General features: G+C 67.8%; 21 protein-coding genes. 8 read left to right on the top strand and 13 right to left on the bottom strand.

What is annotated here, in order from left to right:
• Positions 1-34: 34 nt before the first annotated feature.
• From RHOSA_RS0102460 to acs, 3 genes are all read left to right on the top strand, one after another.
• Positions 35-313, top strand: a complete 279-nt coding sequence (locus RHOSA_RS0102460) for a YciI family protein (protein WP_027287448.1) — start codon at positions 35-37, stop codon at positions 311-313.
• A 60-nt stretch (positions 314-373) separates the two neighbouring features.
• Complete coding sequence (locus tag RHOSA_RS0102455) at positions 374-781, top strand: EVE domain-containing protein (protein WP_027287447.1); 408 nt, start codon at positions 374-376, stop codon at positions 779-781.
• A gap of 311 nt (positions 782-1,092) precedes the next feature.
• Positions 1,093-3,051 (top strand): acetate--CoA ligase, encoded by a 1,959-nt coding sequence (gene acs / locus RHOSA_RS0102450; RefSeq protein WP_027287446.1) that lies wholly within the window; start codon positions 1,093-1,095, stop codon positions 3,049-3,051.
• A 105-nt stretch (positions 3,052-3,156) separates the two neighbouring features.
• Here the strand turns inward: acs and RHOSA_RS23915 are convergent, their stop codons facing one another.
• Positions 3,157-4,767, bottom strand: a complete 1,611-nt coding sequence (locus tag RHOSA_RS23915; RefSeq protein WP_156092471.1) for a tetratricopeptide repeat protein — start codon at positions 4,765-4,767, stop codon at positions 3,157-3,159.
• A 17-nt stretch (positions 4,768-4,784) separates the two neighbouring features.
• Here RHOSA_RS23915 and RHOSA_RS19885 point away from each other — a divergent pair, with 17 nt between their 5' ends.
• Entirely contained in the window at positions 4,785-5,351 is a 567-nt protein-coding gene (locus RHOSA_RS19885; RefSeq protein WP_037255568.1) for a DUF488 domain-containing protein, read from the top strand.
• 43 nt (positions 5,352-5,394) lie between these two features.
• Here RHOSA_RS19885 and pdxR read toward each other — a convergent pair whose 3' ends face one another.
• The gene (gene pdxR / locus RHOSA_RS19880) at positions 5,395-6,900 is read right to left on the bottom strand and encodes a MocR-like pyridoxine biosynthesis transcription factor PdxR (RefSeq protein WP_037255565.1); all 1,506 of its coding nucleotides are present in this window, start codon (positions 6,898-6,900) and stop codon (positions 5,395-5,397) included.
• A gap of 127 nt (positions 6,901-7,027) precedes the next feature.
• On the opposite strand from pdxR, the gene RHOSA_RS19875 reads away from it, so the two are divergent.
• Positions 7,028-7,708: a pyridoxamine 5'-phosphate oxidase family protein gene (locus tag RHOSA_RS19875; protein WP_051431713.1), complete on the top strand. Its 681-nt coding sequence runs from the start codon at positions 7,028-7,030 to the stop codon at positions 7,706-7,708.
• Between the two features lie 5 nt (positions 7,709-7,713).
• On the opposite strand, the gene RHOSA_RS0102420 is transcribed toward RHOSA_RS19875, so the two are convergent.
• The 5 genes from RHOSA_RS0102420 to RHOSA_RS0102400 form a co-directional block, all read right to left on the bottom strand.
• Positions 7,714-8,178 carry a c-type cytochrome gene (locus tag RHOSA_RS0102420; RefSeq protein WP_027287444.1) on the bottom strand — a complete coding sequence of 155 codons (465 nt, stop codon included), beginning with the start codon at positions 8,176-8,178 and terminating at the stop codon, positions 7,714-7,716.
• A gap of 113 nt (positions 8,179-8,291) precedes the next feature.
• Complete coding sequence (locus RHOSA_RS0102415) at positions 8,292-9,113, bottom strand: hypothetical protein (RefSeq protein WP_027287443.1); 822 nt, start codon at positions 9,111-9,113, stop codon at positions 8,292-8,294.
• Positions 9,114-9,311: 198 nt separating this feature from the next.
• On the bottom strand, positions 9,312-9,827 hold the full coding sequence (locus tag RHOSA_RS0102410) for a CarD family transcriptional regulator (RefSeq protein ID WP_027287442.1): 516 nt from the start codon (positions 9,825-9,827) through the stop codon (positions 9,312-9,314).
• 807 nt (positions 9,828-10,634) lie between these two features.
• On the bottom strand, positions 10,635-10,976 hold the full coding sequence (fdxA, locus tag RHOSA_RS0102405; protein WP_027287441.1) for a ferredoxin FdxA: 342 nt from the start codon (positions 10,974-10,976) through the stop codon (positions 10,635-10,637).
• Between the two features lie 144 nt (positions 10,977-11,120).
• Positions 11,121-11,579 carry a tellurite resistance TerB family protein gene (locus tag RHOSA_RS0102400; RefSeq protein WP_027287440.1) on the bottom strand — a complete coding sequence of 153 codons (459 nt, stop codon included), beginning with the start codon at positions 11,577-11,579 and terminating at the stop codon, positions 11,121-11,123.
• A gap of 165 nt (positions 11,580-11,744) precedes the next feature.
• Here RHOSA_RS0102400 and RHOSA_RS0102395 point away from each other — a divergent pair, with 165 nt between their 5' ends.
• Positions 11,745-12,413: a DUF938 domain-containing protein gene (locus RHOSA_RS0102395; protein ID WP_081728394.1), complete on the top strand. Its 669-nt coding sequence runs from the start codon at positions 11,745-11,747 to the stop codon at positions 12,411-12,413.
• 24 nt (positions 12,414-12,437) lie between these two features.
• On the opposite strand, the gene RHOSA_RS0102390 is transcribed toward RHOSA_RS0102395, so the two are convergent.
• Together RHOSA_RS0102390 and RHOSA_RS0102385 are read right to left on the bottom strand one after the other, a co-directional pair.
• A complete protein-coding gene (locus tag RHOSA_RS0102390; protein WP_027287438.1) occupies positions 12,438-13,154 on the bottom strand; it encodes a DUF1223 domain-containing protein in 717 nt (238 codons plus the stop codon).
• 85 nt (positions 13,155-13,239) lie between these two features.
• Entirely contained in the window at positions 13,240-14,514 is a 1,275-nt protein-coding gene (locus tag RHOSA_RS0102385) for a phenylacetate--CoA ligase family protein (protein ID WP_027287437.1), read from the bottom strand.
• Positions 14,515-14,813: 299 nt separating this feature from the next.
• On the opposite strand from RHOSA_RS0102385, the gene acnA reads away from it, so the two are divergent.
• Together acnA and RHOSA_RS0102375 are read left to right on the top strand one after the other, a co-directional pair.
• A complete protein-coding gene (acnA, locus tag RHOSA_RS0102380; protein ID WP_051431712.1) occupies positions 14,814-17,618 on the top strand; it encodes an aconitate hydratase AcnA in 2,805 nt (934 codons plus the stop codon).
• 171 nt (positions 17,619-17,789) lie between these two features.
• A complete protein-coding gene (locus tag RHOSA_RS0102375) occupies positions 17,790-18,692 on the top strand; it encodes a transglutaminase family protein (RefSeq protein ID WP_027287435.1) in 903 nt (300 codons plus the stop codon).
• 18 nt (positions 18,693-18,710) lie between these two features.
• Here RHOSA_RS0102375 and RHOSA_RS0102370 read toward each other — a convergent pair whose 3' ends face one another.
• The 4 genes from RHOSA_RS0102370 to coaBC form a co-directional block, all read right to left on the bottom strand.
• Positions 18,711-19,538: a HesA/MoeB/ThiF family protein gene (locus tag RHOSA_RS0102370; RefSeq protein WP_027287434.1), complete on the bottom strand. Its 828-nt coding sequence runs from the start codon at positions 19,536-19,538 to the stop codon at positions 18,711-18,713.
• Positions 19,539-19,587: 49 nt separating this feature from the next.
• Complete coding sequence (cysK, locus tag RHOSA_RS0102365) at positions 19,588-20,604, bottom strand: cysteine synthase A (protein WP_081728393.1); 1,017 nt, start codon at positions 20,602-20,604, stop codon at positions 19,588-19,590.
• A 196-nt stretch (positions 20,605-20,800) separates the two neighbouring features.
• Positions 20,801-21,256: an RrF2 family transcriptional regulator gene (locus RHOSA_RS0102360; RefSeq protein WP_027287432.1), complete on the bottom strand. Its 456-nt coding sequence runs from the start codon at positions 21,254-21,256 to the stop codon at positions 20,801-20,803.
• A gap of 112 nt (positions 21,257-21,368) precedes the next feature.
• Positions 21,369-22,616, bottom strand: coding sequence for a bifunctional phosphopantothenoylcysteine decarboxylase/phosphopantothenate--cysteine ligase CoaBC (coaBC, locus tag RHOSA_RS0102355; protein WP_037255560.1), 1,248 nt, complete (start codon positions 22,614-22,616; stop codon positions 21,369-21,371).
• Positions 22,617-22,635 lie beyond the last annotated feature (19 nt).

Below are 22,635 nucleotides of genomic sequence, written 5' to 3'. Positions count from 1 at the left end.
GGCCAAGAACACTTTCAGGGGAGTACGACACGCGATGATCTTCATGATCCGCTGCGTCGACAAGCCGGACAGCGGCGAGCTGCGTCAGACCACGCGCGAGGCGCACCTCGCCTACATCCGCGAGCACCTGCAGGACGTCTATTGCGCCGGCCCATTGCTGGGCGAGGACGGGCAGACGCCGGTGGGCAGCCTTTTGCTGATGGACTTCCCGACCCGCGCCTACGCGGAGGCCTTCGCCGAGGGGGATCCCTACAACCACGCGGGCCTGTTCCAGGAGGTCGAGATCAAGCCCTGGAAGGAAGTCTTCCCGTAACCCCCGCGCTGCGGTGGTCACGGAGTCAACCGAGCGAACGACAGGCGGCGAACGATATAAATGGCTTACTGGCTGATGAAGAGCGAGCCCGGCACTTGGTCCTGGGATGATCAGGTCCGCGACGGGGTGGCCGAGTGGGACGGCGTGCGCAACTACCAGGCTTCGAACAACCTGAAGGCGATGCAGGTGGGCGACCGCGCCTTTTTCTACCACTCGGTCAACGAGAAGCGGATCGTGGGCATCGTCGAGGTGGTTAAGGAGTATTACCCCGACCCGACCGACCCCGCCGGCAAGTTCGGCATGGTCGACGTCAAGGCGATCGAGCCTTTGCCCAATCCGGTCAGCCTGAAGAGCATCAAGGCCACGCCGGAGCTGCAGGAACTGCCGCTGATCAAGCAGTCGCGCCTGTCGGTCATGCCGATCGACGCGGCGAGCTGGCAAAAAATCTGCCGTATGGGCGGGCTTTAGGGCACCGCCACATCCCACACTTGTGCACCGCCGTATGCCCGCGCCATACTTGTCGCACAGCAGGGTTAATACCCTGCACGAGAGGCGGCGCGTCCATCGAACCTGGTTGAATAACGCGTTACGCGTCCAACGTAGCAACAAAGCGGCGCTCAGCGCCGGTAGCCACGCCGGACGGTGACACCCGCCAATGGCCTGCGCGCCGCCCAGTCCCGGCGCGCCGACGGTTAGGCCCAGATGCGGGCCTTGGCACGGGCCAGGGCGCCGTCCCATGGGCGAACGACAACCCGAAACGGGGAGGGAGGCCCGAAATCATGAGTCAAGTCGAGACCTATCCCGTGCCGCAGCAGATCGCGGACAATGCGTGGGTCGACGAGCCCAAGTACAACAAGATGTACCAGCAGTCGATCGACGATCCCGAAGGCTTCTGGGCGGAACACGGCAAGCGCATTCACTGGTTCAAGCCCTTCACCCAGGTGAAGGACGTCCACTTCGGCGCGGACGACGTACACATCCGCTGGTTCTACGACGGCACCACCAACGCCGCGTACAACTGCATCGACCAGCACCTGCCGCACAAGAAGGACGACACCGCGATCATCTGGGAGCCGGATGATCCGCGCGAAAACGCCCGGCACATCTCGTTCGGCGAACTGCACGAAGAGGTCAGCCGGCTGGCGAACGGCCTGAAGGCCCTGGGCGTCGGCAAGGGCGACCGCGTGTCGATCTATATGCCGATGATCCCCGAGGCCGCGACCGCCATGCTCGCCTGCGCACGCATCGGCGCGGTCCACTCCGTGGTGTTCGGCGGCTTCTCGCCCGACAGCCTGGCCAGCCGCATCCAGGACGCCGAGGCCAAGGTGGTGATCACCGCCGACGAGGGCCTGCGTGGCGGCCGCAAGATTCCGCTGAAGCAGAACACCGACGAGGCGGTGGCGAACTGCCCGTCCGTTCAGGCCGTGGTGACGGTCAAGCGTACCGGCGGCGGCATCCAGTGGCACGACGGCCGCGACCACTGGTACCACGAGGTGCTGGAGAAAGCCTCCAGCGACTGCCCGGCGGAGGAGATGAGCGCGGAGGACCCGCTGTTCATCCTCTACACCTCGGGCTCCACCGGGAAGCCGAAGGGGGTGCTGCACACCACCGGCGGCTATCTGGTGCACACCTCGATGACCCATCAGTACGTATTCGACTACCACGACGGCGAGGTCTTCTGGTGCACCGCCGACGTCGGCTGGATCACCGGGCACAGCTACATCGTCTACGGGCCGCTAGCGAACGGCGCGACCACGGTGATCTTCGAGGGCGTGCCGAATTATCCCAATGCCAGCCGGCACTGGGAGGTCATCGACAAGCACAAGGTCAACATCTACTACACCGCGCCGACCGCGATCCGCGCGCTAATGCGCGAGGGCAATGGCCCGGTGGAAAAGACCAGCCGCGACAGCCTGCGTATCCTCGGCACGGTCGGCGAGCCGATCAACCCGGAGGCCTGGCGCTGGTACCACGAGGTGATCGGCAAGGGTAAATGCCCGATCGTCGACACCTGGTGGCAGACCGAAACCGGCGGCATCCTGATCACCCCGCTGCCGGGCGCCACGCCGGCCAAGCCGGGGTCGGCCACCCTGCCCTTCTTCGGCGTCAAACCGGTGCTGGTGGACAACGAAGGCAACCACCTTGAGGGCGCCACCCATGGCAACCTCTGCATCGCCGACAGCTGGCCCGGCCAGATGCGCACGATCCACGGCGACCACGAGCGGTTCGTGCAGACCTACTTCTCGATGTATCCGGGCCGCTACTTCACCGGCGACGGCGCCCGGCGCGACGAGGACGGCTACTTCTGGATCACCGGCCGCGTCGACGACGTGCTCAACGTCTCCGGCCACCGCATGGGCACGGCCGAGATCGAGAGCGCGCTGGTGCTGCACGACAAGGTCGCCGAGGCGGCCGTGGTCGGCTACCCGCACGACCTCAAGGGCCAGGGCATCTACGCCTACGTGATCCTGAACGCCGGCGAGGAAGAGACCGAGGCGCTGCGCAAGGAGCTGGTCGACATCTGCAAGAAGGAGATCGGGCCGATCGCCAAGCCCGATCTGGTGCAGTTCGCCAGCGGCCTGCCCAAGACCCGCTCGGGCAAGATCATGCGCCGCATCCTGCGCAAGATCGCCGAGGACGACTACTCCAGCCTGGGCGATACCTCGACGCTGGCCGACCCGGGCGTGGTCGACGACCTGATCGAGAACCGCCAGAACCGCAGCGAGGCAGCGGAGTAACCGCCGCCCACCCTGCGAAGCTGGAACACGCTACGGATGAGCCGGGCGCCTTCGGGGTGCCCGGCTCTTTTTTTTCGTGTCGGAAGATCCGGCCAGGAAGTTAGCCTAGAGACTGTCCCCTAAGACGTTGGCTCCGCATCGGCTCTGAATGAGTTCGGCCACAGCTTGCCTGTTGCAGGTGGTGACCTGGTGATAAGCAGGAGCGCTATCGGACCTTAAAACCTTCAATGCATCGTCATACGCACTTAAAGCTTCTTCCAGTCGCGTCATCCCCTCTTCTCGCTCACCTAGCGCCCTAAGCGCATTGCCCAGGTTGTTCTGCGTCATCCCCCAATCCAGCGGCAGGCGCTCGCGGGTACGCACCTCCAGCGCCGCGCGATAAGCCGCCACGGCATCTTCCAGCCGTGCAGTCCCCTTTTCCCGCTCACCTAGCGTCTTGAGCGCATTACCCAGGTTGTTCTGTGTCATCGCCCAGCACAGCGGCAGGCGCTCGCGGGCGTACAATTCCAGCGCCGCGCGAAAGGCCGCTACGGCCTCTTCCAGCCGTGCCATCCCCTCTTCCCGCTCCCCTAGCACCCTAAGCGCGTTGCCCAGGTTGTTCTGCGTCATACCCCAATCCAGCGGCAGGCGCTCGCGGGTGTGCACCTCCAGCGCCGCGCGATAAGCCGCTACGGCCTCTTCCAACCGTGCAGTCCCCTCTTCCCGCTCTCCTAGCGTGCTGAGCGCGTTGCCCAGGTTGTTCTGCGTCGCTGCCCAACCCAACGGCAGGCGCTCGCGAGTGTGCACCTCCAGCGCCGCGCGGTAGGCCGCTACGGCCTCTTCCAACCGTGCCGTCCCCTCTTCTCGCTGCCCTAGTGTCCTGAGCGCATTGCCCAAGTTGTTCTGCGTCGCTGCCCAACCTAATGGCAGGCGCTCGCAGGTGTGCACCTCCAGCGCCGCGAGGTAGGCTTGAACAGCTTCCTCGATGTCCTCTAACCGTCCAGACTGCTCGCCCAATATGAGGCACGTATTCGCGTAAGCTTCATGCAAAGACGCCTGCATCGTGTCGGCCATACCGTCCGGTGGCGACCGCATTAGCGTTTGAAGCTTATCGCGTGCTGGGCGCAGTGTTTCTACGAGGTAACTTGCACGGCTTTCGGTGTCGACGGCTGGAGCCGTGGCGGCGAGCGCCGTTCCTAAGAGGGCCTCTGAAAAAGCGGGGCCGAAATACTGCGGCAGTTCGAGCTTCTGGCTCTCGAGCGCATAGGTGTCGGCGGTTGCGCTGGATTCGCTTGATGGCACGACGTGTAGATAAAGCGCCTGATTGGCGGCCACGACGTCGCCGAAGATTGCAATGTCGCAGCCAGTGTGACGCAGACGCCGCTTCACGGAGTCTCGGACCTCGGCAAGCCGGTCGGTGTCGCTTCCGGCCTCCACCTCCGCAAAGCTCCGTATGTCGGTCACGACCTCGATTCCAGGCTGTTTCCGCAAGGACCGGACGATATGTCGGCGATTGCTGTTACGCCCGTCGTCGCCATTCAAACGGGCAACCAGCACGTTGAAACGGTGCGGATCGCGGGCAACAATCTCATGGCGCTTGAGCCAGCCGCGCACGGTCGGCCAGCTTCGCCAAACAAGTCCTCCGAGTGCGGCGATGGCGGTGACGATAAGCGGCCAGACGACATTCTCCAGCACGGCGACAACAACTCCAGGAAGCGACTCGGCGGCGATCTGCACGCGGGAGAATAGCACTTATGCCCACCCTTTATACCCTCGGCCACTCCAACCACGAGAGCGCGACCGTCCTCGGCCTGCTGCGGCAGCACGGCGTGGACCTGCTGGTGGACGTGCGCACGGTGCCCTATTCCAAACGGCATCCGCAGTTCCGCAAGCACGCGCTGGAAAGTGCGTGCCGGGAGGCCGGGATCGACTACCGCTGGCGCGGGGAGCAGCTGGGCGGGATCAAGCGGGATAGCGCCTGCCGCACGTTCGACGAGGCCGCAGGGCGGCCCGGATTCGTCGAGGCGCTGGGGGAGCTGGTCACGCTGGCCCGCGCGCAGGTGCCGGCGCTGATGTGCGCGGAAAAGGAGCCGATGGCCTGCCACCGCACCGCGCTGGTCTGCCGCCACCTCGCCGCCCGGCCGGACGCGCGCGACCTTGCGATCTGGCACATCCGCGCCGATGGCTCGCTGGAGGACCACCGGACGTTCGAGCGTCGGCTGGTCGCGGAGATGGGGATCGATGCGCAGGATCTGTTCGCCGGCGATCCGGTGCAGGATGCCTATGACGCCCTGTCGGTGAAAATGACGGGCGCGCGCTAGGCTATCCGCGACACGGCGGGCCGAGGCGACGCGGCACGCCGCTCTACACCAGCGTCTCCAGCGCCCGCGCCAGCCGGTGGGCGGCGCGGGCGATTTCCGTTTCGGTGACGGCGGCATAACCGAGCAACAGGCCCTGGCGGTCGGGCGCCCCCTGATAATAGCCGCTGAGCGCCGGAGCGGCGACGCCGTGAGCGTCGGCGGCGTGAGCACACCGGCGATCGTCGGCGTGGGCGGCGAGCGCAGGGTCGAGGCCCGCCACCAGGTGCATGCCGGCAACGTCGGGCTGCAACGCGAGCAGCCCCGACAAGTGACGGCGGCCGGCCTCCAGCAGCGCTTCCTGACGGGCCGCGTAGAGCCGGCGCATCCGGCGCAGGTGCTGGGCGAAGTGGCCTTCCTCGATGAAGGCCGCCAGCGCCGGCTGGACGGTGCTGCCGGGATGATCGTCCAACCCCCGGCGCGCACGGGCCATCGGGTCGGCCAGATCTTCCGGCACCACCAGGTAGCCGACGCGCAAGGAGGGGAACAGCACCTTGGAGAAGGTGCCGATATAGATCGTCCGCCGCCCACGATCGAGACCGGCCAATGCGGCGAGCGGTTGGCCGGCGTAGCGGTATTCGCTGTCGTAGTCGTCCTCGACGATCCAGCCACCAATCTCGGACGCCCAATCGAGCAACGTCAGGCGACGTGCGAGACTCATCACCGTGCCCAGCGGGTAGGCGTGGCTGGGCGCCACCACCGCGAGGCGCGCCTCGGGCGCCAGGGCCCGGCCCGCCGCGACCGACAGCCCCTCGCCGTCCATCGCCACCGGGACCGGCACCGCTCCCGCAGCGGCGAGCGCGCCACGCAGACCGGGGTAGCCCGGCTCCTCCATCCACACCCGGTCGCCGGGATCGCACAAGAGCCGTGCGACGATGTCGAGGGCCTGCTGCGCGCCCCCCGTGATCAGCACCTGCTCCGGCGTGCAGTCGAGCCCGCGCACCCGGTTCAGATGGCCCGCCACCGCCCGACGCAGGGCCGGATCGCCGCCCGGCGGGTTGTGCATCAGCCGATCCCGCCCGGGCGCCCGCCAGCTTCGTTGCAGCAGCCGCGCCCAGGTGTCGAACGGGAACTGCGCCAGCTCCGGCTCTCCGGGGTTGAACGCGCGCGGCCGGCGGTGCCGTGGCAGCCCGAGCGCGGCCAGGCGCTGCCCGCGCGCCGACAGGCGACGCGACCGCGCGGTGTCGTTCGGCGCCGGTTCCCATGCCGCCGGCTTCGACTCCGCCGTCAGCAGCGTCTCCGGCAACTGCCGGCTGACGTAGGTGCCGGAGCCGACCTTGCCTTCCAGATAGCCCTCGGCGAACAGCTGTTCGAACGCGCTCACCACCGTGTTGCGGGCACAGCCCAGCTCGTCGGCCAGCGCCCGGGTGGACGGCAGCCGCGCGCCGGGCGCAAGGCGCCCAGCCAGCACCGCCGCCCGAAGCGCACGGTAGAGCTGGCGATGGCGCGGGGTATCGGACTCGGGATCGAGCGCGATCCCCAGCAGGGGCGCGCGGTCGGCGCTGCGGGCCATCGCGGGCGGTCTCCCGGTTTCAAGAATTGGTCCTATCAATAAAGTCTGAATGGACCTTCCGATACAACCACTTTGCCGGTCTCCTGACGATCCGTGCCCACACCGACCGTCAGAGGATATCAGGCCGATGAGCCCGCTAGAGACGCCCAACGCCGAACCGACCGACTATCCAGCCACCGAGCGCACCCGGGTGCGCCGGGCAAACACCCGCGCGCACTACGACCGGGAGACGGTGCACGCGGTGCTCGACGCGGGCCTGCAGTGCGCGGTCGGCTACGTTTTCGACAGCGCACCGTATGTGACCTGGACCGCCTACTGGCGCCACGGAGAGCGGCTTTATTGGCACGGCTCCTCGGCCAGCCGGATGATCAAGCGGACCCAGGGCGGGGTGCCGGTGTGCGTTTCCGTCGGCTTGTTGGACGGGGTTGTGTTCGCGCGCTCGGGCTTCCACCACACCTTCAACTACCGCTCGGTCGTCGCCTACGGCACCGCGCACGCGGTTACGGACAGGGACGAGAAGCTCGCGGCGCTCAAGGCCTTCACGGAGCGCCTGGCACCGGGGCGCTGGGACGAGCTACGCCCGCCAACCGACCAGGAACTGAAGGCCACGGCGGTGTTGTCGATGCCGCTGACGGAAGTGGCTGCGAAGGTGCGCCAGGGCGGCCCGAAAGACGACGCGGAGGACATGGACGCCCCGGTCTGGGCCGGGTACGTCCCGGTCGGCCTGGTTGACGGTGCCCCGGTCACCGACCCGGACTCGCACGTGCCTACCCCGCCAGCGTACACGCACGGACTACCCCTGGGTTAGCAGCGTTAGTCCTGGCGGGCCCGCGCGGTGATCTTTTGCTGCCGGGCCTGCTTCTCGGTAGACCACATCGACTTCACGTAGGCCAGCAGCTGACGGATCTCGCGATCACTCAGCCGGTCGCCGAAGCCTTGCATGTCGGACTGGTAACCCTCCGGCACCAGCGCCTCGATGCCCAACTCAACCATGGCAAACAGCTGGCCGTCAGGGTGATGCCACGCATGACCATCACCGTTGAGCGGTGGGGCGGGCAGCTTGCCGTCGGGCCGGCGCTGGCGCCAGTTCGCCTGCCCCTGGCCGTTGGCGCCGTGGCAGGCGGCACAATTCGCCTGATACAGTCGTTGGCCCGCGGCAATGTCCTCGGCCGTCATGCGAGTGCCGCCCGACACACCCTCGCCGATCAACCGCATGCCCCCGAGCGCCGCCACACCGGCGAGCACAAGCGCACAAAACGCCCAGACCGTGCGCCGCATCACACGTCTCCTCCGACCCCCGTGTCCAATCAATAACGGGTATCGAGCTTCCCGTAACAGGAAGGTCAAGCCGGGCTGGCTGAGACAAAGCGTCCGGCTGCACCGGATCGCGTCTAGCCCTCGACCGTGCCCAACACGTGGCCGTAACGGTCCAGGCAGGCGGCCTGGAGCGGCCCGCCGCGCCCGCAGCCGATATCGAGGCTCAATTTGTGGGTTTCGTCCGTGGGCGTGCCACCACCGGGGTCGTAGCCGCGCACGACGCGGGCATAATCACCGTAACCGCCGGTCAGGCGTGAAAACCCGCCGCCATGCCACCAGAACAGATCGCCCTGGCGGTCCAGCGGCCGGTCGGGTGACAGGCCGGTGTGCACGAACAGCGCGCCCCCCGGCCCAGTCTCGGCAGCGTTGTGCAGACGCCCTAGGAGTTCCGAATGGCCGTGATGGGCCTGCATCGCCCGGCGAACCTGCCCGGTCCAGCGGGTCAGCGCGACCGTGCCCGCCCGCGCCGCGCGCAGGCCGGCGTCGACGTCGCCGCCATAGGCTTCCAACGTCGCGCGCACGCCACGCGGGGCCATCCAGTTAAGCGCCGCCACGGGGTCCGGCGTGAACTGCAACTGCAGCAGCTGCTGCCACATCACCTCCTGGCTCCCGCGCAGGTAGACAACGTGGCAGGCAAACGCGCCCGGCATGGCGATCACCGCCCGACGGAAGTCGAGCAGCTCGTCCAGCGTGGCGCAGATCGCGGTCGCACCGTGGCCTTGCCGGTCCAGACCGCCACCAATCAGGTTCCCCAGGTAGACCACCCTGTCGCCGGGGGCGAGGTCAGGCCAGATCTGGTCGTGAACACGCGCGAGGCGTTCGGCCTCCCCGTGGATGGCGGGAATGGCCCAGATACGCTCCGCGCGTTCCAGACTGGCGAATCGCCGTTGGCTCATGGAGCAGCTGTGGACTCCGGCGGTGGACGGCGGCCCCTCGCGGGGCCGGCGGCAAAAGGCGACCCCGCCAGAAACGAACGGGCCCGCGCCGGCGTTGTAGCCCGCGCAGGCCCGTCACGAAAGGTCGCGGAAGCGGTATAAGGCGCAGCCCGCGTGCGCAGCCAAACCACGCACGCAGAAGGCTGCGCGCTAGCGGCGTTACGCCGCCTTCAGCACGCCTTCAAGCTTCTCCGCCGCGGCGCGCTCGTCGATGTGCTCCATCGCCGCGAACTCGCGGGCCAGGCGCTCAAGCGCGGCCTGGTACATCTGCCGCTCGCTGTAGGACTGCTCGCCCTGATCCTCACCGCGGTACAGGTCGCGCACGACCTCAGCGATCGACACCGGATCGCCGGAGTTGATCTTGGCCTCGTACTCCTGGGCGCGACGGCTCCACATCGTCTTCTTGGCACGCGCGCGCCCCTTCAGCGTGGTCAGGGCGTTCTCCATGACCTTCTTGGTCGAGAGCTTGCGCAGCCCGGCGTTGTTCGCCTTCGACACCGGTACACGCAGGGTCATGCGGTCCTTGTCGAACTTGATGACGATCAGCTCCAGCTCGCTGCCCGAGATTTCCGTCGTCTCCAGGCCCATCACCTTGCCGACGCCATGCGTCGGGTAAACGACGTAATCGCCGGTATTGAAGGGGACATCTTTCTTCTTCGCGTTGGCCGTCGCCATGTCCGATCCCATTCCTTAAGCGTGTTTCACTGCGCCCGTTTGATCTCCGCGCCATGCGGCGCCTGTATCCGCCCGTATCGTCTGCCCCCGGTCACCGGGGCCGGTCTCATCACCCCCGCCGTTGCCGGTGCGCACAAGCCCCGCTAACGCCTACGCCATGCCAGCCGTCCCTTGGAGGGACGCTAAAACGCGATACTAAGCCGGGGTCACGGAACCGCTCGAAACGGCCGTGGCCTCAAGACTTTCAGCGATGGCGCGTGCGATCCTTAAGGGTGCGCCCCCTTGGGCGCGGTCGCGTCGGTCGGCGTGAGGGGAGCCAAGCCCCGCTTCGATGCAACACCCGCAAAGACGCCGACCGGGCAAACTCGACCGGGTCGACCTGCGGATGGCATCTGGCCGATTCCGCGAACGCAAGATGCGTTGCGGAACCCGGTTCGGACAGTGGCGCAGGCCGAGGCGGATAAGACTCCGCGCGCCATCGCCGAACAGTCCACTGTTATACATTACCTTTTTGTGGCAGACAACGTTCGCGCAGCGAAGAACGCCCGTTTCGGGCGGGTTTCACGCCCCAGGAAAGAGGGCGCAAAGCCCACGACTGCCGGGCGTCTTGTGGCGCCGCAGCATACGGACCGGCGGACCTCACAACACAGCCATGCGCTGAATGGGACACTCAAGACGGCGGGCGCACCTTTGCTATGCCCGCCAGTCCCGGAACCCGACACGCCCAAGCCCGTTCACAAAGCACTTCCGGCCCATGCCGCAGCACGGGCCGGAGAGAACACCGTTCGATAGAGAAGAGCCGTCGGCCTACTGATCGCCGGTGCCAGGCTCGGCGGAGAAATGCTCCTCGTACTTATTCTCCACCCCGTCCCACGAGTCGGCCTCGGGCATCGCGTCCTTCTTCCGGGTGATATTCGGCCACAATTCGGCGTACTTGGTATTGAGCTCGATCCACTGCTCGGCTTCCGGATCGGTGTCCGGGATGATCGCCTCCGGCGGGCACTCCGGCTCGCACACGCCGCAGTCGATGCACTCGTCGGGGTGGATGACGAGCATATTCTCGCCTTCATAGAAGCAGTCGACCGGGCACACCTCGACGCAGTCGGTGTACTTGCATTTGATGCAGTCTTCGGTGACGACGTAGGTCATCGCGTCTTCCTCTTCGTGGACCGGCCGGTGCCATAGCTGGCCGCCGCCGGTGCTCGCTTCCTCATCTCAGCCAAGCCTGGCGGGCCGGCGCAGCCACTGTGCGGGGCGCGCGGGCCCGACGGCATAATCCAATAGCCGATCGGTTCAGGCTTCGTAGCCCAGCTGGCGCAATGCGCGTTTGCGCGCCTCGCCGCTCTCCAGGTCGGTGACGTACATCAGTCCGGTCACGCGGCGCATCAGATTCGCCTCGTGGTCGTGCAGTTCGCCGTCGGCGTAGGCCACCTCCCACAGCATCTGCATGAACTCCACCCGATCCTCGTGCTCGAAGGCGTCCTTCACCGTGCGCGTCAGGGTGTAGAACTCCACCGACCCCTGGGCCCTTTGCTCCGCCTGGGCGAGCAGCTTCTCCGCCGCGTCCGCGTCGAGGTCGAAGCGGCGCTGCAGCAGATTGGCGATCGCCGTGCGTTCGTCGGCATCGAAGTCGTTGTCCATGCGTGCGGCTTCCACCAACAGCACCGCCACAGCGACCTGCAGTTGATCGAAACCGCCGGTGTCCGCAGCGACCGGCCGGTCGCGCAGAATGGCCTTGATCCGCTCGAGCATGTAAGCTCCGTATCACGCGGTTATTTGCCCGGGCAACCCTAGGCAGATTGCGGGTTTGCGCGGCATTGCGCCGCTGTCTTGCGTCCCGGTAGATCGCGCTTTCACACCCCGAAGTCCACCCCCTTCGGATTCCTATCCTGCCACTTTTCGGACCCTCTCGCCGCCATGACCGACCCGCGCTATCACGATGCCCTCGGCCCGGCCAGCACACATGCCGACGAAGCCCCGAGCGGCGCCGATGGCCGCCTGCACGCCCCGGCGACACAACGCAACCGGGGCCCGATCCTGGAGGTGCTGATGCGCCTGCTGCCGGCCGAGGGGACAGTGCTGGAGATCGCCAGCGGCACCGGCGAGCACGCCGTCTGGTTCGCCCAGAACCTGCGCCCGCTGGTCTGGCAACCGTCCGACGCGGACCCCGAGATGCGCAGCTCGATCGACGCCCACGCCCAGGCGCAGGGCGTGCGGACCATTCAGCCGGCGATCGCGCTGGACGTCCGACACACCCCCTGGCCGGTGCGCCAGGCGCGCGCGGTCGTGTGCATCAACCTAATCCACATCGCCCCCTGGGCCGCCGCCGCGGGTCTGTTCGCCGGCGCCGCGGGCATTTTGCCGCAGGGCGCCCCGCTGGTGCTTTACGGCCCCTTCAAACGCAATGGCGCACATACCTCCGACAGCAACGCCCGGTTCGACGCCAGCCTGCGCGCCAGCGACCCCAGCTGGGGCGTGCGCGACCTGGAGGACGTCGACGCGCTGGCGGCCGCAAACGGCTTCGCCCGCCAGGAGGTGGTCGAGATGCCGGCAAACAACCTGACGGTGGCGTACGTGAAAGAGTGAGGGACCGCGGCCCGACCGCCGCGCCTAGCCTTCGTCGAACCGCCGCATCGCCGCGCCCAGGATCGCGCCGGTGCCGTCCTGTTGCACCAACAGCGCACACCCGCTGCGTCCGGCTGCGCGGGCCTCGGCCAAATCCAGCGAGATATCCCGCCGGGCGCCGGTGTAGGCACCCAGGTCCTGCCAACTACGCACCACGTTGTGGTTGACCAGCCGGTCGCCGGCATTCTCCCCGTCCGCAACGTCGGTGGCGTGGCGGGCGTCGAAGGTGACCAGCCAGACACGCGCCTCCCTGTCGACCGTTGCCGCCGGAATCACCGCTCGGTCCTCCGCCAGCTGGGGACGCACGGCGGATGGGCGCTGCCGGGCCCGGGCAAGTTGGTCCAGCACCGCCTGCCGCCGCGAGCCGACGGCCTGCAGCGCACCGTCGACCACGATCTGCGGGGTATAGACGTAATCCAGACCCAACCGGTGTCGGTACGCCTGTTGCCGGTTGGTGTGGCGGGCAAGGCCGTACGGGTCCTGCCAACCGATGTAGTCCCAGTAGTCGACGTGCAGCGACAACGCGATCACACCCGGCCGGCCCTTCAACTCGCCCAGCAGCCGGTCAGCCGGCGGGCACGAACTGCAGCCCTGGCTGGTAAACAGCTCGACCACCACGGAGCGAGCGTCCTCGGCCGCGAGCAACCGAGCCGGCGGCAGCAGCAGGAGGATAAAGGCAAGCAGCAAAAAGCGACGGGCCATAGACGCACGCTAGCCGAGCGGCCGACAGCACGCCACTCAACGCCGTTCACTGTTGGGTGAGCGCGCACCGGCGCCGCGCGCCGCCCTACCCCGCCGCGCTCTCGCGCTGATCGTCGATCACGATGCCGTCGTTCGGCAGCTCGCCGGGCTCGACGAACGCGACCGCGCCCTTGAGCTGGGTGGCCTCGTGCAGGCTGCCGGCGATGGCCTCGGCCAGGCGCTGATCGCCGCCAGCGACCTCGCACACCAGGGTGAGCACGTCCTGCGCGTTCTCCCGGGTAACCTGGGCGCGGGCCTTCTGGATCTCCGGATGGCGCTCGCTCACCCGGGCGATCTGCTGGGGATGGACGAACATGCCCTTGACCTTCGCCGTCTGGTCGGCCCGGCCCATCCAGCCCTTGATCCGGGTGTTGGTGCGCCCGCACGGACTGGACCCGGACAGCACCGCGGACATGTCGCCGGTGGCGAAGCGGATCAGCGGGTAATCGGGGTTGAAGGTCGTGACCACGAGCTCGCCGACCTCGCCATCGGCCACCGGATCGCCGGTGCCGGGGCGAACGATCTCCACGAGCACGCCCTCATCCACCACCATGCCGGGATTGGGTCCACCGTCGGGAGCGGTCGTCTCGTAGGCGACCAGCCCAAGGTCGGCGGTGGCGTAGCACTGCCGCACCAGCACGCCGCGGTCGCTGTATTCCTGACGCAGGGAGGGGAACAGCGGGCCGCCGGAGACCATCGCGCGCTCGATCGAGCTGGCGTCGAGACCGAGTTCGTCCGCCTTGTCCAGCAGGACCTTGAGATAGTCCGGCGTGCCGGTGAAGGCGGCCGGGCGCAACTGATGGATCGCGGCGGCCTGCTGCGCGCTGTTGCCGGTGCCGGCCGGGATCACCGGGCAGCCGAGCGCGCGCGCGCCGCTATCCATGATCCAGCCGCCGGGCGTCAGGTGGTAGGCAAAGCTATTGTGCACGACCATGCCGCAATGGAAGCCGGCGGCATACAGGCCGCGCGCCATGCGCCAGTGGTCCGGCCGAATGCCCTGCGGCTCGTAGACCGGCCCGGGGGACGCGAACAGGCGGGCCATCGCTTCGATCTCGCTGGCGTTGAAGCCGCCCAGCGGGGCCTGAGGGCTCTGCCGGTCCATGATGTCTTGCTTGCGCGTCACCGGCAGCTTCGCCAGCGCCTGGAGATCGGTGACGCTGCGCGGATCGACTTCCGCCAGCATCTCGGCGTAGGCGCGGGAATTTTGCTGCGCATGCGCGATCTGCTTGGGCAGGACCTCTGCCAGGTCGCGTGCCCGGCTCTCGGCGTCGCGGGTTTCCAGCGCGTCGTAGTGGGAGCTGTCGCTCGCATGCGCGGACATGGGGCGCGGCCTTTCTATCACGATCCGGGCACCGGCCGGGCGCCGGCCGAAGCCCAGGGTGCCGCAGCCGCGCAGACACGTCCATCGCCCGATGGAGGGTCCAGAAAGCCGACCGCGAGGGGTGTCCACGCTGGACAGGCGGGCGCATATAGCTAAGGTGGGGCGCGACGCGGGCCACTTGCTTCAGTAGGCAGGTCGCCGGCCACTCCTCAACAGAGGTGCGCGCTCGACCCCCGTTTGATCCCGAGCGGCCGCAACCGTTTCCACGCGCCGGCCGCACGGCGCGCGACGGCCGTCAGATGCCCAGCGCACCCGCACGCGATGACGAGAAGGACGAGACCTTGGCTGGACAGGATAGTCTCAAAACCCGCCGCACCCTGACCGTCGACGGTCAGGAGTACGATTACTTCTCCATCCCCGAAGCCGAAGCCAATGGCCTGGGCGACGTCTCCCGCCTGCCGTTCTCGCTCAAGGTGCTGCTGGAGAACCTGCTGCGCTACGAGGACGGCGGCACGGTGGTGACCGACGACGCCAAGGCGATGAGCCAGTGGGTGAAGGACCGCAAATCCGACCGGGAGATCGCCTACCGCCCGGCGCGCGTGCTGATGCAGGACTTCACCGGCGTGCCCGCCGTGGTCGACCTGGCGGCGATGCGCGACGCGGTGGCGAACCTGGGTGGCAGCCCGGATCAGATCAATCCGCTGTCGCCGGTCGACCTGGTGATCGACCACTCGGTGATGGTCGACTCCTTCGGCAATCCGACGTCGTTCAAACAGAACGTCAAGCGCGAGTTCGAGCGCAACCGCGAGCGCTACGAATTCCTGCGCTGGGGCCAGCAGGCGTTCGACAACTTCCGCGTCGTGCCGCCGGGCACCGGCATCTGCCACCAGGTCAACCTAGAGTACCTGGGCCAATCGGTCTGGGTGAAGGACGACGGCCAGGGCCGCAACGTCGCGATGCCGGACACGCTGGTGGGTACCGACAGCCATACCACCATGATCAACGGCCTGGGCGTGCTCGGCTGGGGTGTCGGCGGCATCGAGGCGGAGGCCGCGATGCTGGGCCAGCCGGTGTCGATGGTGATCCCGCAAGTGGTCGGCTTCAAGCTGACCGGCGAGCTGGACGAGGGCGCGACCGCGACCGACCTGGTGCTGACCGTCACCGAGATGCTGCGCAAGCACGGTGTGGTCGGCAAGTTCGTCGAGTTCTACGGTCCCGGCCTGTCGGCCCTGACGCTGGCCGACCGCGCGACGATCGGCAACATGGCGCCCGAGTACGGCGCCACCTGCGGCTTCTTCCCGGTCGACGCCGAGACAGTGCGCTATCTGAACTTCACCGGCCGCGACCCGCATCGGATCAAGCTGGTCGAGGAGTACTGCAAGGCTCAGGGCCTGTGGCGCGAGGACGATACGCCGGACCCGGTGTTCACCGATAACCTGACCCTGGACCTGTCGGAGGTCGAGCCGTCGATCGCCGGGCCGAAGCGCCCGCAAGACCGCGTCGCAGTGAAGGCTGCCGCTGGCGAGTTCCGCAGTCACCTGCAGAAGGAACTGGGCCTGGATCCCGACGGCGCAGCCGCCGACATGGCCGAGGAAGGCCCGGCGGCGATCGGCGACAGCGCCAAGCAGGCGTTCGACGACTCCGGCGTGCAGGTCGAGGGCGAGAACTACCGCCTGAACCACGGCGACGTGGTGATCGCGGCGATCACCTCCTGCACCAACACCTCCAACCCGTCCGTCATGCTGGGTGCCGGCATGCTGGCGCGCAACGCCTTGGAGAAGGGGCTGGAGGTCAAACCGTGGGTGAAGACCTCGCTCGCCCCGGGCTCGCAGGTCGTGACCGACTACCTGGAGGCCGCCGGCCTGCAGGACGACCTGGACGCGCTCGGCTTCAACCTGGTCGGCTACGGCTGCACGACCTGCATCGGCAACTCCGGCCCGCTCGCCGACAACATCGCGGGCGCGGTGGAGAAGGGCGACCTGATGGTCTGCTCGGTGCTGTCCGGTAACCGCAACTTCGAGGGCCGGATCAACCCGCACTGCAAGGCCAACTACCTGGCCTCGCCGCCGCTGGTGGTCGCCTACGCGCTGGCGGGCAACATGCGCATCGACCTATTGAACGACCCGCTCGGCGAAGACCGCAAGGGCCAGAAGGTCTACATGAAGGACATCTGGCCGTCGGCGAGCGACATCCAGTCGATGCTGACGTCCTCGCTCACCTCCGACATGTTCAAGGACCGCTATGCCAACGTCTTCCAGGGTCCGCCGGAGTGGCAGGACATCCAGGTCGGCGAGGGCCAGACCTACCAGTGGCAAGGCGACAGCACCTACGTCCGCCGTCCCCCCTTCTTCGAGGACATGGGCGGCGAGCCGTCGGGGCTGGAGGACGTCCACGGCGCCTACACCCTGGCGATCCTGGGCGATTCCGTCACCACCGACCACATCTCCCCCGCCGGCGCGATCAAGAAGGACAGCCCGGCCGGGCGCTATCTGATGGACCGGGGCGTCGAGCCGCGCGACTTCAACTCCTACGGCTCGCGGCGCGGCAATCACGAGGTGATGATGCGCGGCACCTTCGCCAACATCCGCATACGCAACGAGATGGTGCCGGGTGTCGAGGGCGGCGTGACCAAGCACGTGCCGTCGGGCGCGCAGATGGCGATCTACGACGCCGCCATGAAGTACCAGGACGAGGGCACCCCGCTGGTCGTGGTCGCCGGCAAGGAGTACGGCACCGGCTCCTCGCGCGACTGGGCGGCCAAGGGCACGCGGCTGCTCGGCGTCAAGGCGGTGATCGCGGAGAGCTACGAGCGCATCCACCGCTCCAACCTGGTCGGCATGGGCGTGCTGCCGCTGCAGTTCCCCGACGGCAGCAGCCGCGAGACCCTGAAGCTGACCGGCGAGGAACGCTGGGACCTGACCGGCGTGAAGGACGGCATCACGCCACGCATGACCGTGCAGGCGACCCTGCACCGCCCGGACGGCAGCCAGGAGCAGGTCAACCTGTTGTGCCGGATCGATACCGCGGACGAGGTGGAGTACTACCGCCACGGCGGCATCCTGCACTACGTCCTGCGCCAGATCGCCGGCCGCGCCAGCGCGTAAGGGCATACGCGGCCACGCTGGTCATGCCCGTAAAGGATGGGACTCCCCGGCATAGGCCGGGGGGTCCATCTACTCTCCCTCAAAGGGGATGAGTATTAGCTCGCACCGAGTGACCGCGACCCAAGCCAGGTATTTGACAGCCTCACCACAGCCGGATAGGGCCGGTCGTTCATGAAACGCCTGCGCGTCCGGCATACCACGACCTACCGCTACAAGCGGCCGGTCACCTTCGGCGAACATCGGCTGATGTTCCGCCCGCGGGACAGCCACGACCTGCGGCTGACCGCAACCAAGCTGCGCATCTCGCCGAAGGCGGACGTGCGCTGGCTGCACGATGTGTTTTCCAACTCGATCGCGATCGCCATCCCGCAGGAGCCGAGCGATACGCTCACCTTCGAGAGCACGATCGATATCGAGCATTATGGCAGCGACAGTGCCACCTTCCCGCTCGCCCCGCATGCCCGGACCTATCCCTTCTCCTACCCCGCGGAGGAGAGCCCGGATCTGCAGCGCCTGACCGAGCGGCACTACCCGGATCCCGAACACAAGATCGATACGTGGGCGAAACGGTTTCTCGAGGACCGCGGCGGCCCGGTCGATACCAACCTGCTGCTGGGCGAGATCACCCGGGCGATCGCGCGCGACTTCGGCTACGAGCGCCGGCATGCGATCGGCACCCGTCCGCCGGTCGAGACGCTGGATCTCGGCACCGGCTCCTGCCGCGACCTGGCGCTGTTGATGATGGAAGCGTTGCGCGCACTGGGCCTGGCGACCAGGTTCGTCTCCGGCTACCTGTACGATCCCGCCCGCGACCCCGCCCGGCAGGACACGGAGCAACACGCACTCTCCGGGGCCGGCGCGACCCACGCCTGGGTGCAGGTCTACCTGCCCGGCGCCGGCTGGGTGGAATACGACCCGACCAACGGTCTGGTCGGCGGCGGCAACCTGATCCGCGTCGGCGTCGCCCGCGACCCAAACCAGGCGATCCCGCTCAAGGGCACCTTCACCGGCTACCCGGACGACTATCTGGACATGGACGTCGCGGTCGAGGTCACCAGCGCCACTGAAGAATAGGGCCGGCAGCCGCGCGCCTCAGGCCACGCACAGCGGATCGGTGTCGCCGTAGCTGACGTCGGTGAGATCGCGGATGCTGGGCTGCTCGCCGCACAGCGGACAGGCCGGATCGCGCCGGGTCTTGATGCTGCGAAAGCCGGTGGCGAGCGCGTCGTACAGCACAAGCCGGCCGGACAGGCTGTCGCCGATGTCGAGCAGTTCCTTCCCCACCTCGGTCGCCTGCAGCGCCCCCATCACGCCGGGCAGCATCGCCAGCACGCCAACGTCGGCGCAGGACTGCTTGGGATCGGCCGGCTGGGCGCCGAAGACGCAGCGGTAACAAGGGCCGCCGCCGTGATCCTCGGCCAGGTGCGCCTTGAAGGTCGACAGTTGCCCGTCGAAGCGCATGATCGCCGCGGACACCAGCGTCCGGCCGGCCAGATAGCAGGCGTCGTTCAAGAGATAACGGGTGACGAAGTTGTCGGAACCGTCGGCCACCAGATCGTACTGGCCGATCAACTCGACCAGGCCCGCGCGGGTCACCCGCCGGTCGTGGGCGTCGACCGCGACCTCGGGGTTCAGGGCCCGCAGTCGATCGGCCGCGCTCGCCACCTTCGGCCGGCCGATGTCGCCGGTGGTATGGATGACCTGGCGCTGCAGGTTGGACAACTCGACGCGATCGTCGTCGATCACGCCCAGCCGGCCAACACCGGCGGCGGCCAGGTAGGTCAGGAGCGGCGCGCCCAGACCGCCCGCGCCCACCACCAGGACCCGCGACTCGAGCAGGCGCTGCTGCCCCTGCTCGCCGATCTCCGGCAGCACAAGGTGACGGGCGTAACGGTCGATCTGCGGGTCGGTGAACTCCATGCCCCGAACTTAGCCCCGAGCGGCCGCCTCGGCCACACCCTGGCGCGGGCTACATGCCCTCGAACAGCGGCGTGGACAGGTAACGCTCGGCCGCCGAGGGCAGGATGGTGACCACGCGCTTGCCCTTCATCGCTTCGCGCTGCCCGATCTCCATGGCGGCCGCCAAGGCCGCGCCCGAGGAGATGCCGACCGCCAAGCCCTCGCAGCTCGCAGCCTCGCGCGCCATCGCGAAGGCGGTGTCGTTGCCGATCCGGATCACCTCGTCGATCATCTCGCGATCCAGCGTCTCCGGCACGAAGCCGGCGCCGATGCCCTGGATCTTGTGCGGCCCCGGCGTGCCGCCGGAAAGAATCGGACTGTCCTCCGGTTCCACCGCGATCATCTGCACATCGGGATTGCGCTGCTTCAGGACCGAACCGATGCCGGTCAGCGTCCCGCCGGTCCCAACGCCGCTGATGACGGCATCGACCGCGCCGCCGGTATCCGTCCAGATCTCCTCGGCGGTGGTGCGGCGGTGCACTTCCGGGTTGGCGGGATTGCGGAACTGCTGGGGCATCACCGCCTTGGGCAGCTCCTCCAGCAGCTGCTCGGCGCGCTGAACGGCCCCGCGCATGCCCTTGCTGCCGTCGGTCAGCACCAGTTCCGCGCCCAAGAGACGCAGCATCTTGCGCCGCTCGACCGACATCGTTTCCGGCATGGTCAGGATCAGCCGATAGCCCTTGGCGGCGCAAACGAAGGCGAGCGCGATACCGGTGTTGCCGCTGGTCGGTTCCACCAGGACGGTGTCCGACTCCAGCCGGCCCTCGGCCTCCAGCGCCTCGATCATGGCGCGGCCGATCCGGTCCTTCACGCTGGACAGGGGGTTATGGAACTCGCACTTGCCCAGGACCTCCGCGCCCACCTGGTAGCGCTCACTCAGGCGCGGCAGGCGGACCAGCGGCGTGGCCCCGATCGTGTCCAGGACGGAATCGTAGATTCGTCCGTGCGGACGCGGGCCGGGCGTGGCCGGCGCTGTGGTGTCTTGGGTGTTGGCGGATGGGTTGGGGTCGGCCTGATGGTCGGCCATCTGGCGATTCCTCCCTCAAGCGTGTGGTTATAAACCGTTTCACGGCACTTTAAGGGATATAGGAACGCGCCCCCACGCCTTGCAAAGAAAAAAGCTGTGAACGCCGGCAATCAGCGGGGCTTCCCCCTCGGGCGTCCTTCAAGGCGCCCTGCGCACCTTCAAAGTGAGCCTGAAAATGGCAGGCGCCAAGCTGGCGCTAGATCGAAAAATCCGGAACCTGCTGGGCTTCGGACTGGATGCCTTCGTTGCGGGCCTTATCGCACAGTTCCTCGATGGTCATGTGGTCGAAGCGGGACATCATCTCGTCCTGCATGCCCTGCCAGATCGGACGCACGACCCGCCGGCCGATCTCGCTGCCACCGGCTTCGCTGGTCGGGTCGGGCGTGCCCTCGAGCTGACGGACGACACGGATGATTTCGCCCACCGTGATCCGACGGCGTTCGCGCGCCAGACGATACCCGCCGCGCGGGCCGCGCTGACCGGCCAGGATGTTGTGGTGGACCAGTTGCTGCAGCACCTGCTCCAGGTAGCGCCGCGGAATCCCCTGACGCTCCGAGATCTCGCTGGAGCGCACCGGCTCGGGCCCGGCGTTGTAGGCGATGTCGACCACCGCCTCGATGGCGAACAGCAGCTTCTTGGACAGGCGCAGCATCGTATCTCGTCTTTCCGCTTTCTTCGCGACGCACCGCCGACCGTTGGGCAGCCGCCGGTGCGTCTCAGATGTGTTCATAGGCGCCGGCGCAGAACGTGCCGCCAGCGGCTTGCTAGCCGGCCCCCTTGGCCGTCCCCAGACGCTCGGCGATCCGCTCGGCAAGCGTGTCGGCGACCGCCTGCTTGGTCATGCGCGGCCAGGTCTCCGGCGTCGTGGCATCATCGGTGATCAGGTGAACGGTGTTGTCATCGCCACCGAACGTTCCGGTCCCCACGGAGACGTCGTTGGCGACGATCCAGTCACAGCCCTTGCGCGCGCGCTTCTCCCGGGCGTGCTCGACCACGCGCTCGGTCTCCGCGGCGAACCCGACGACCAGCGCGGGACGCTGGTTCCCGGCCGCCGACAAAGCGGCCAGGATGTCCGGATTCGGCTGCAAGCGCAGGCCAAGCTCGGCCGCGTCGCCGCGCTTCATCTTCTGCGGGGCGCAGTCCGAGGGGCGCCAGTCGGCCACCGCTGCGGCACAGACGGCAATATCCACCGGCAGCGCGTCCTGACAGGCCGCCAGCATGTCGCGGGCGCTCTCGACGTGCTGGACGCGCACGCCGGGCGGATCGACCTGCACCGTCGGCCCGGTGACCAGGGTGGTCGCCGCCCCCAGCCGCGCCAGCGCGCCGGCGATCGCATGGCCCTGCTTGCCGGACGAGCGGTTGGCGAGGTAGCGCACGGGATCGATCGGCTCGTGCGTCGGCCCGCTGGTGACCAGCGCGCGACGCCCGGCGAGCGGCCGAGCCTGCCCGAAATAGCCGGCGATCGCCGCCAGGATCGCGTCCGGCTCCGCCATCCGGCCGGGGCCGTATTCGCCGCAGGCCATGTCGCCCTCGTCGGGCCCGACGAACCGCACGCCGCGCTGGCCAAGCGTGGCGACGTTCGCCTGGGTCGCCGGATGCTGCCACATCCGCACGTTCATCGCGGGCGCGACCAGCGTGTCCTTGTCGGTGGCCAGCAGCACGGTCGACGCCAGATCGTCGGCCCGCCCATGGGTCATCTTGGCCAGGAAGTCGGCGGTCGCCGGGGCAACCACAACGAGATCGGCGGCGCGCGACAGCTCGATATGGCCCATCTCGCTTTCGTCGGTGAGCGAGAACAGGTCGTCATAGAGCTTGTCGCCGGACAGCGCCTGCAACGATAGCGGCGTCACGAACTCCGCCCCGCCGCGAGTCAGCACGCACCGCACCTCGGCGCCCGACTTGCGCAGCAGCCGGATCAGCTCAAGCGCCTTGTAGGCCGCGATGCCGCCGGTGACGACCAGCAGCACGCGCTTACCGCGCACAGCCTCGATTTTCAACGGTACCTGCGGCATAACGACCCTATTTCACCAC

This window comes from Rhodovibrio salinarum DSM 9154 (genome assembly GCF_000515255.1).
GTDB classification, from domain to species: Bacteria; Pseudomonadota; Alphaproteobacteria; order Kiloniellales; family Rhodovibrionaceae; genus Rhodovibrio; species Rhodovibrio salinarum.
The sequence above is the reverse complement of the archived record's forward strand: the minus strand, read 5'-3'. Positions and strand labels throughout refer to the sequence as shown.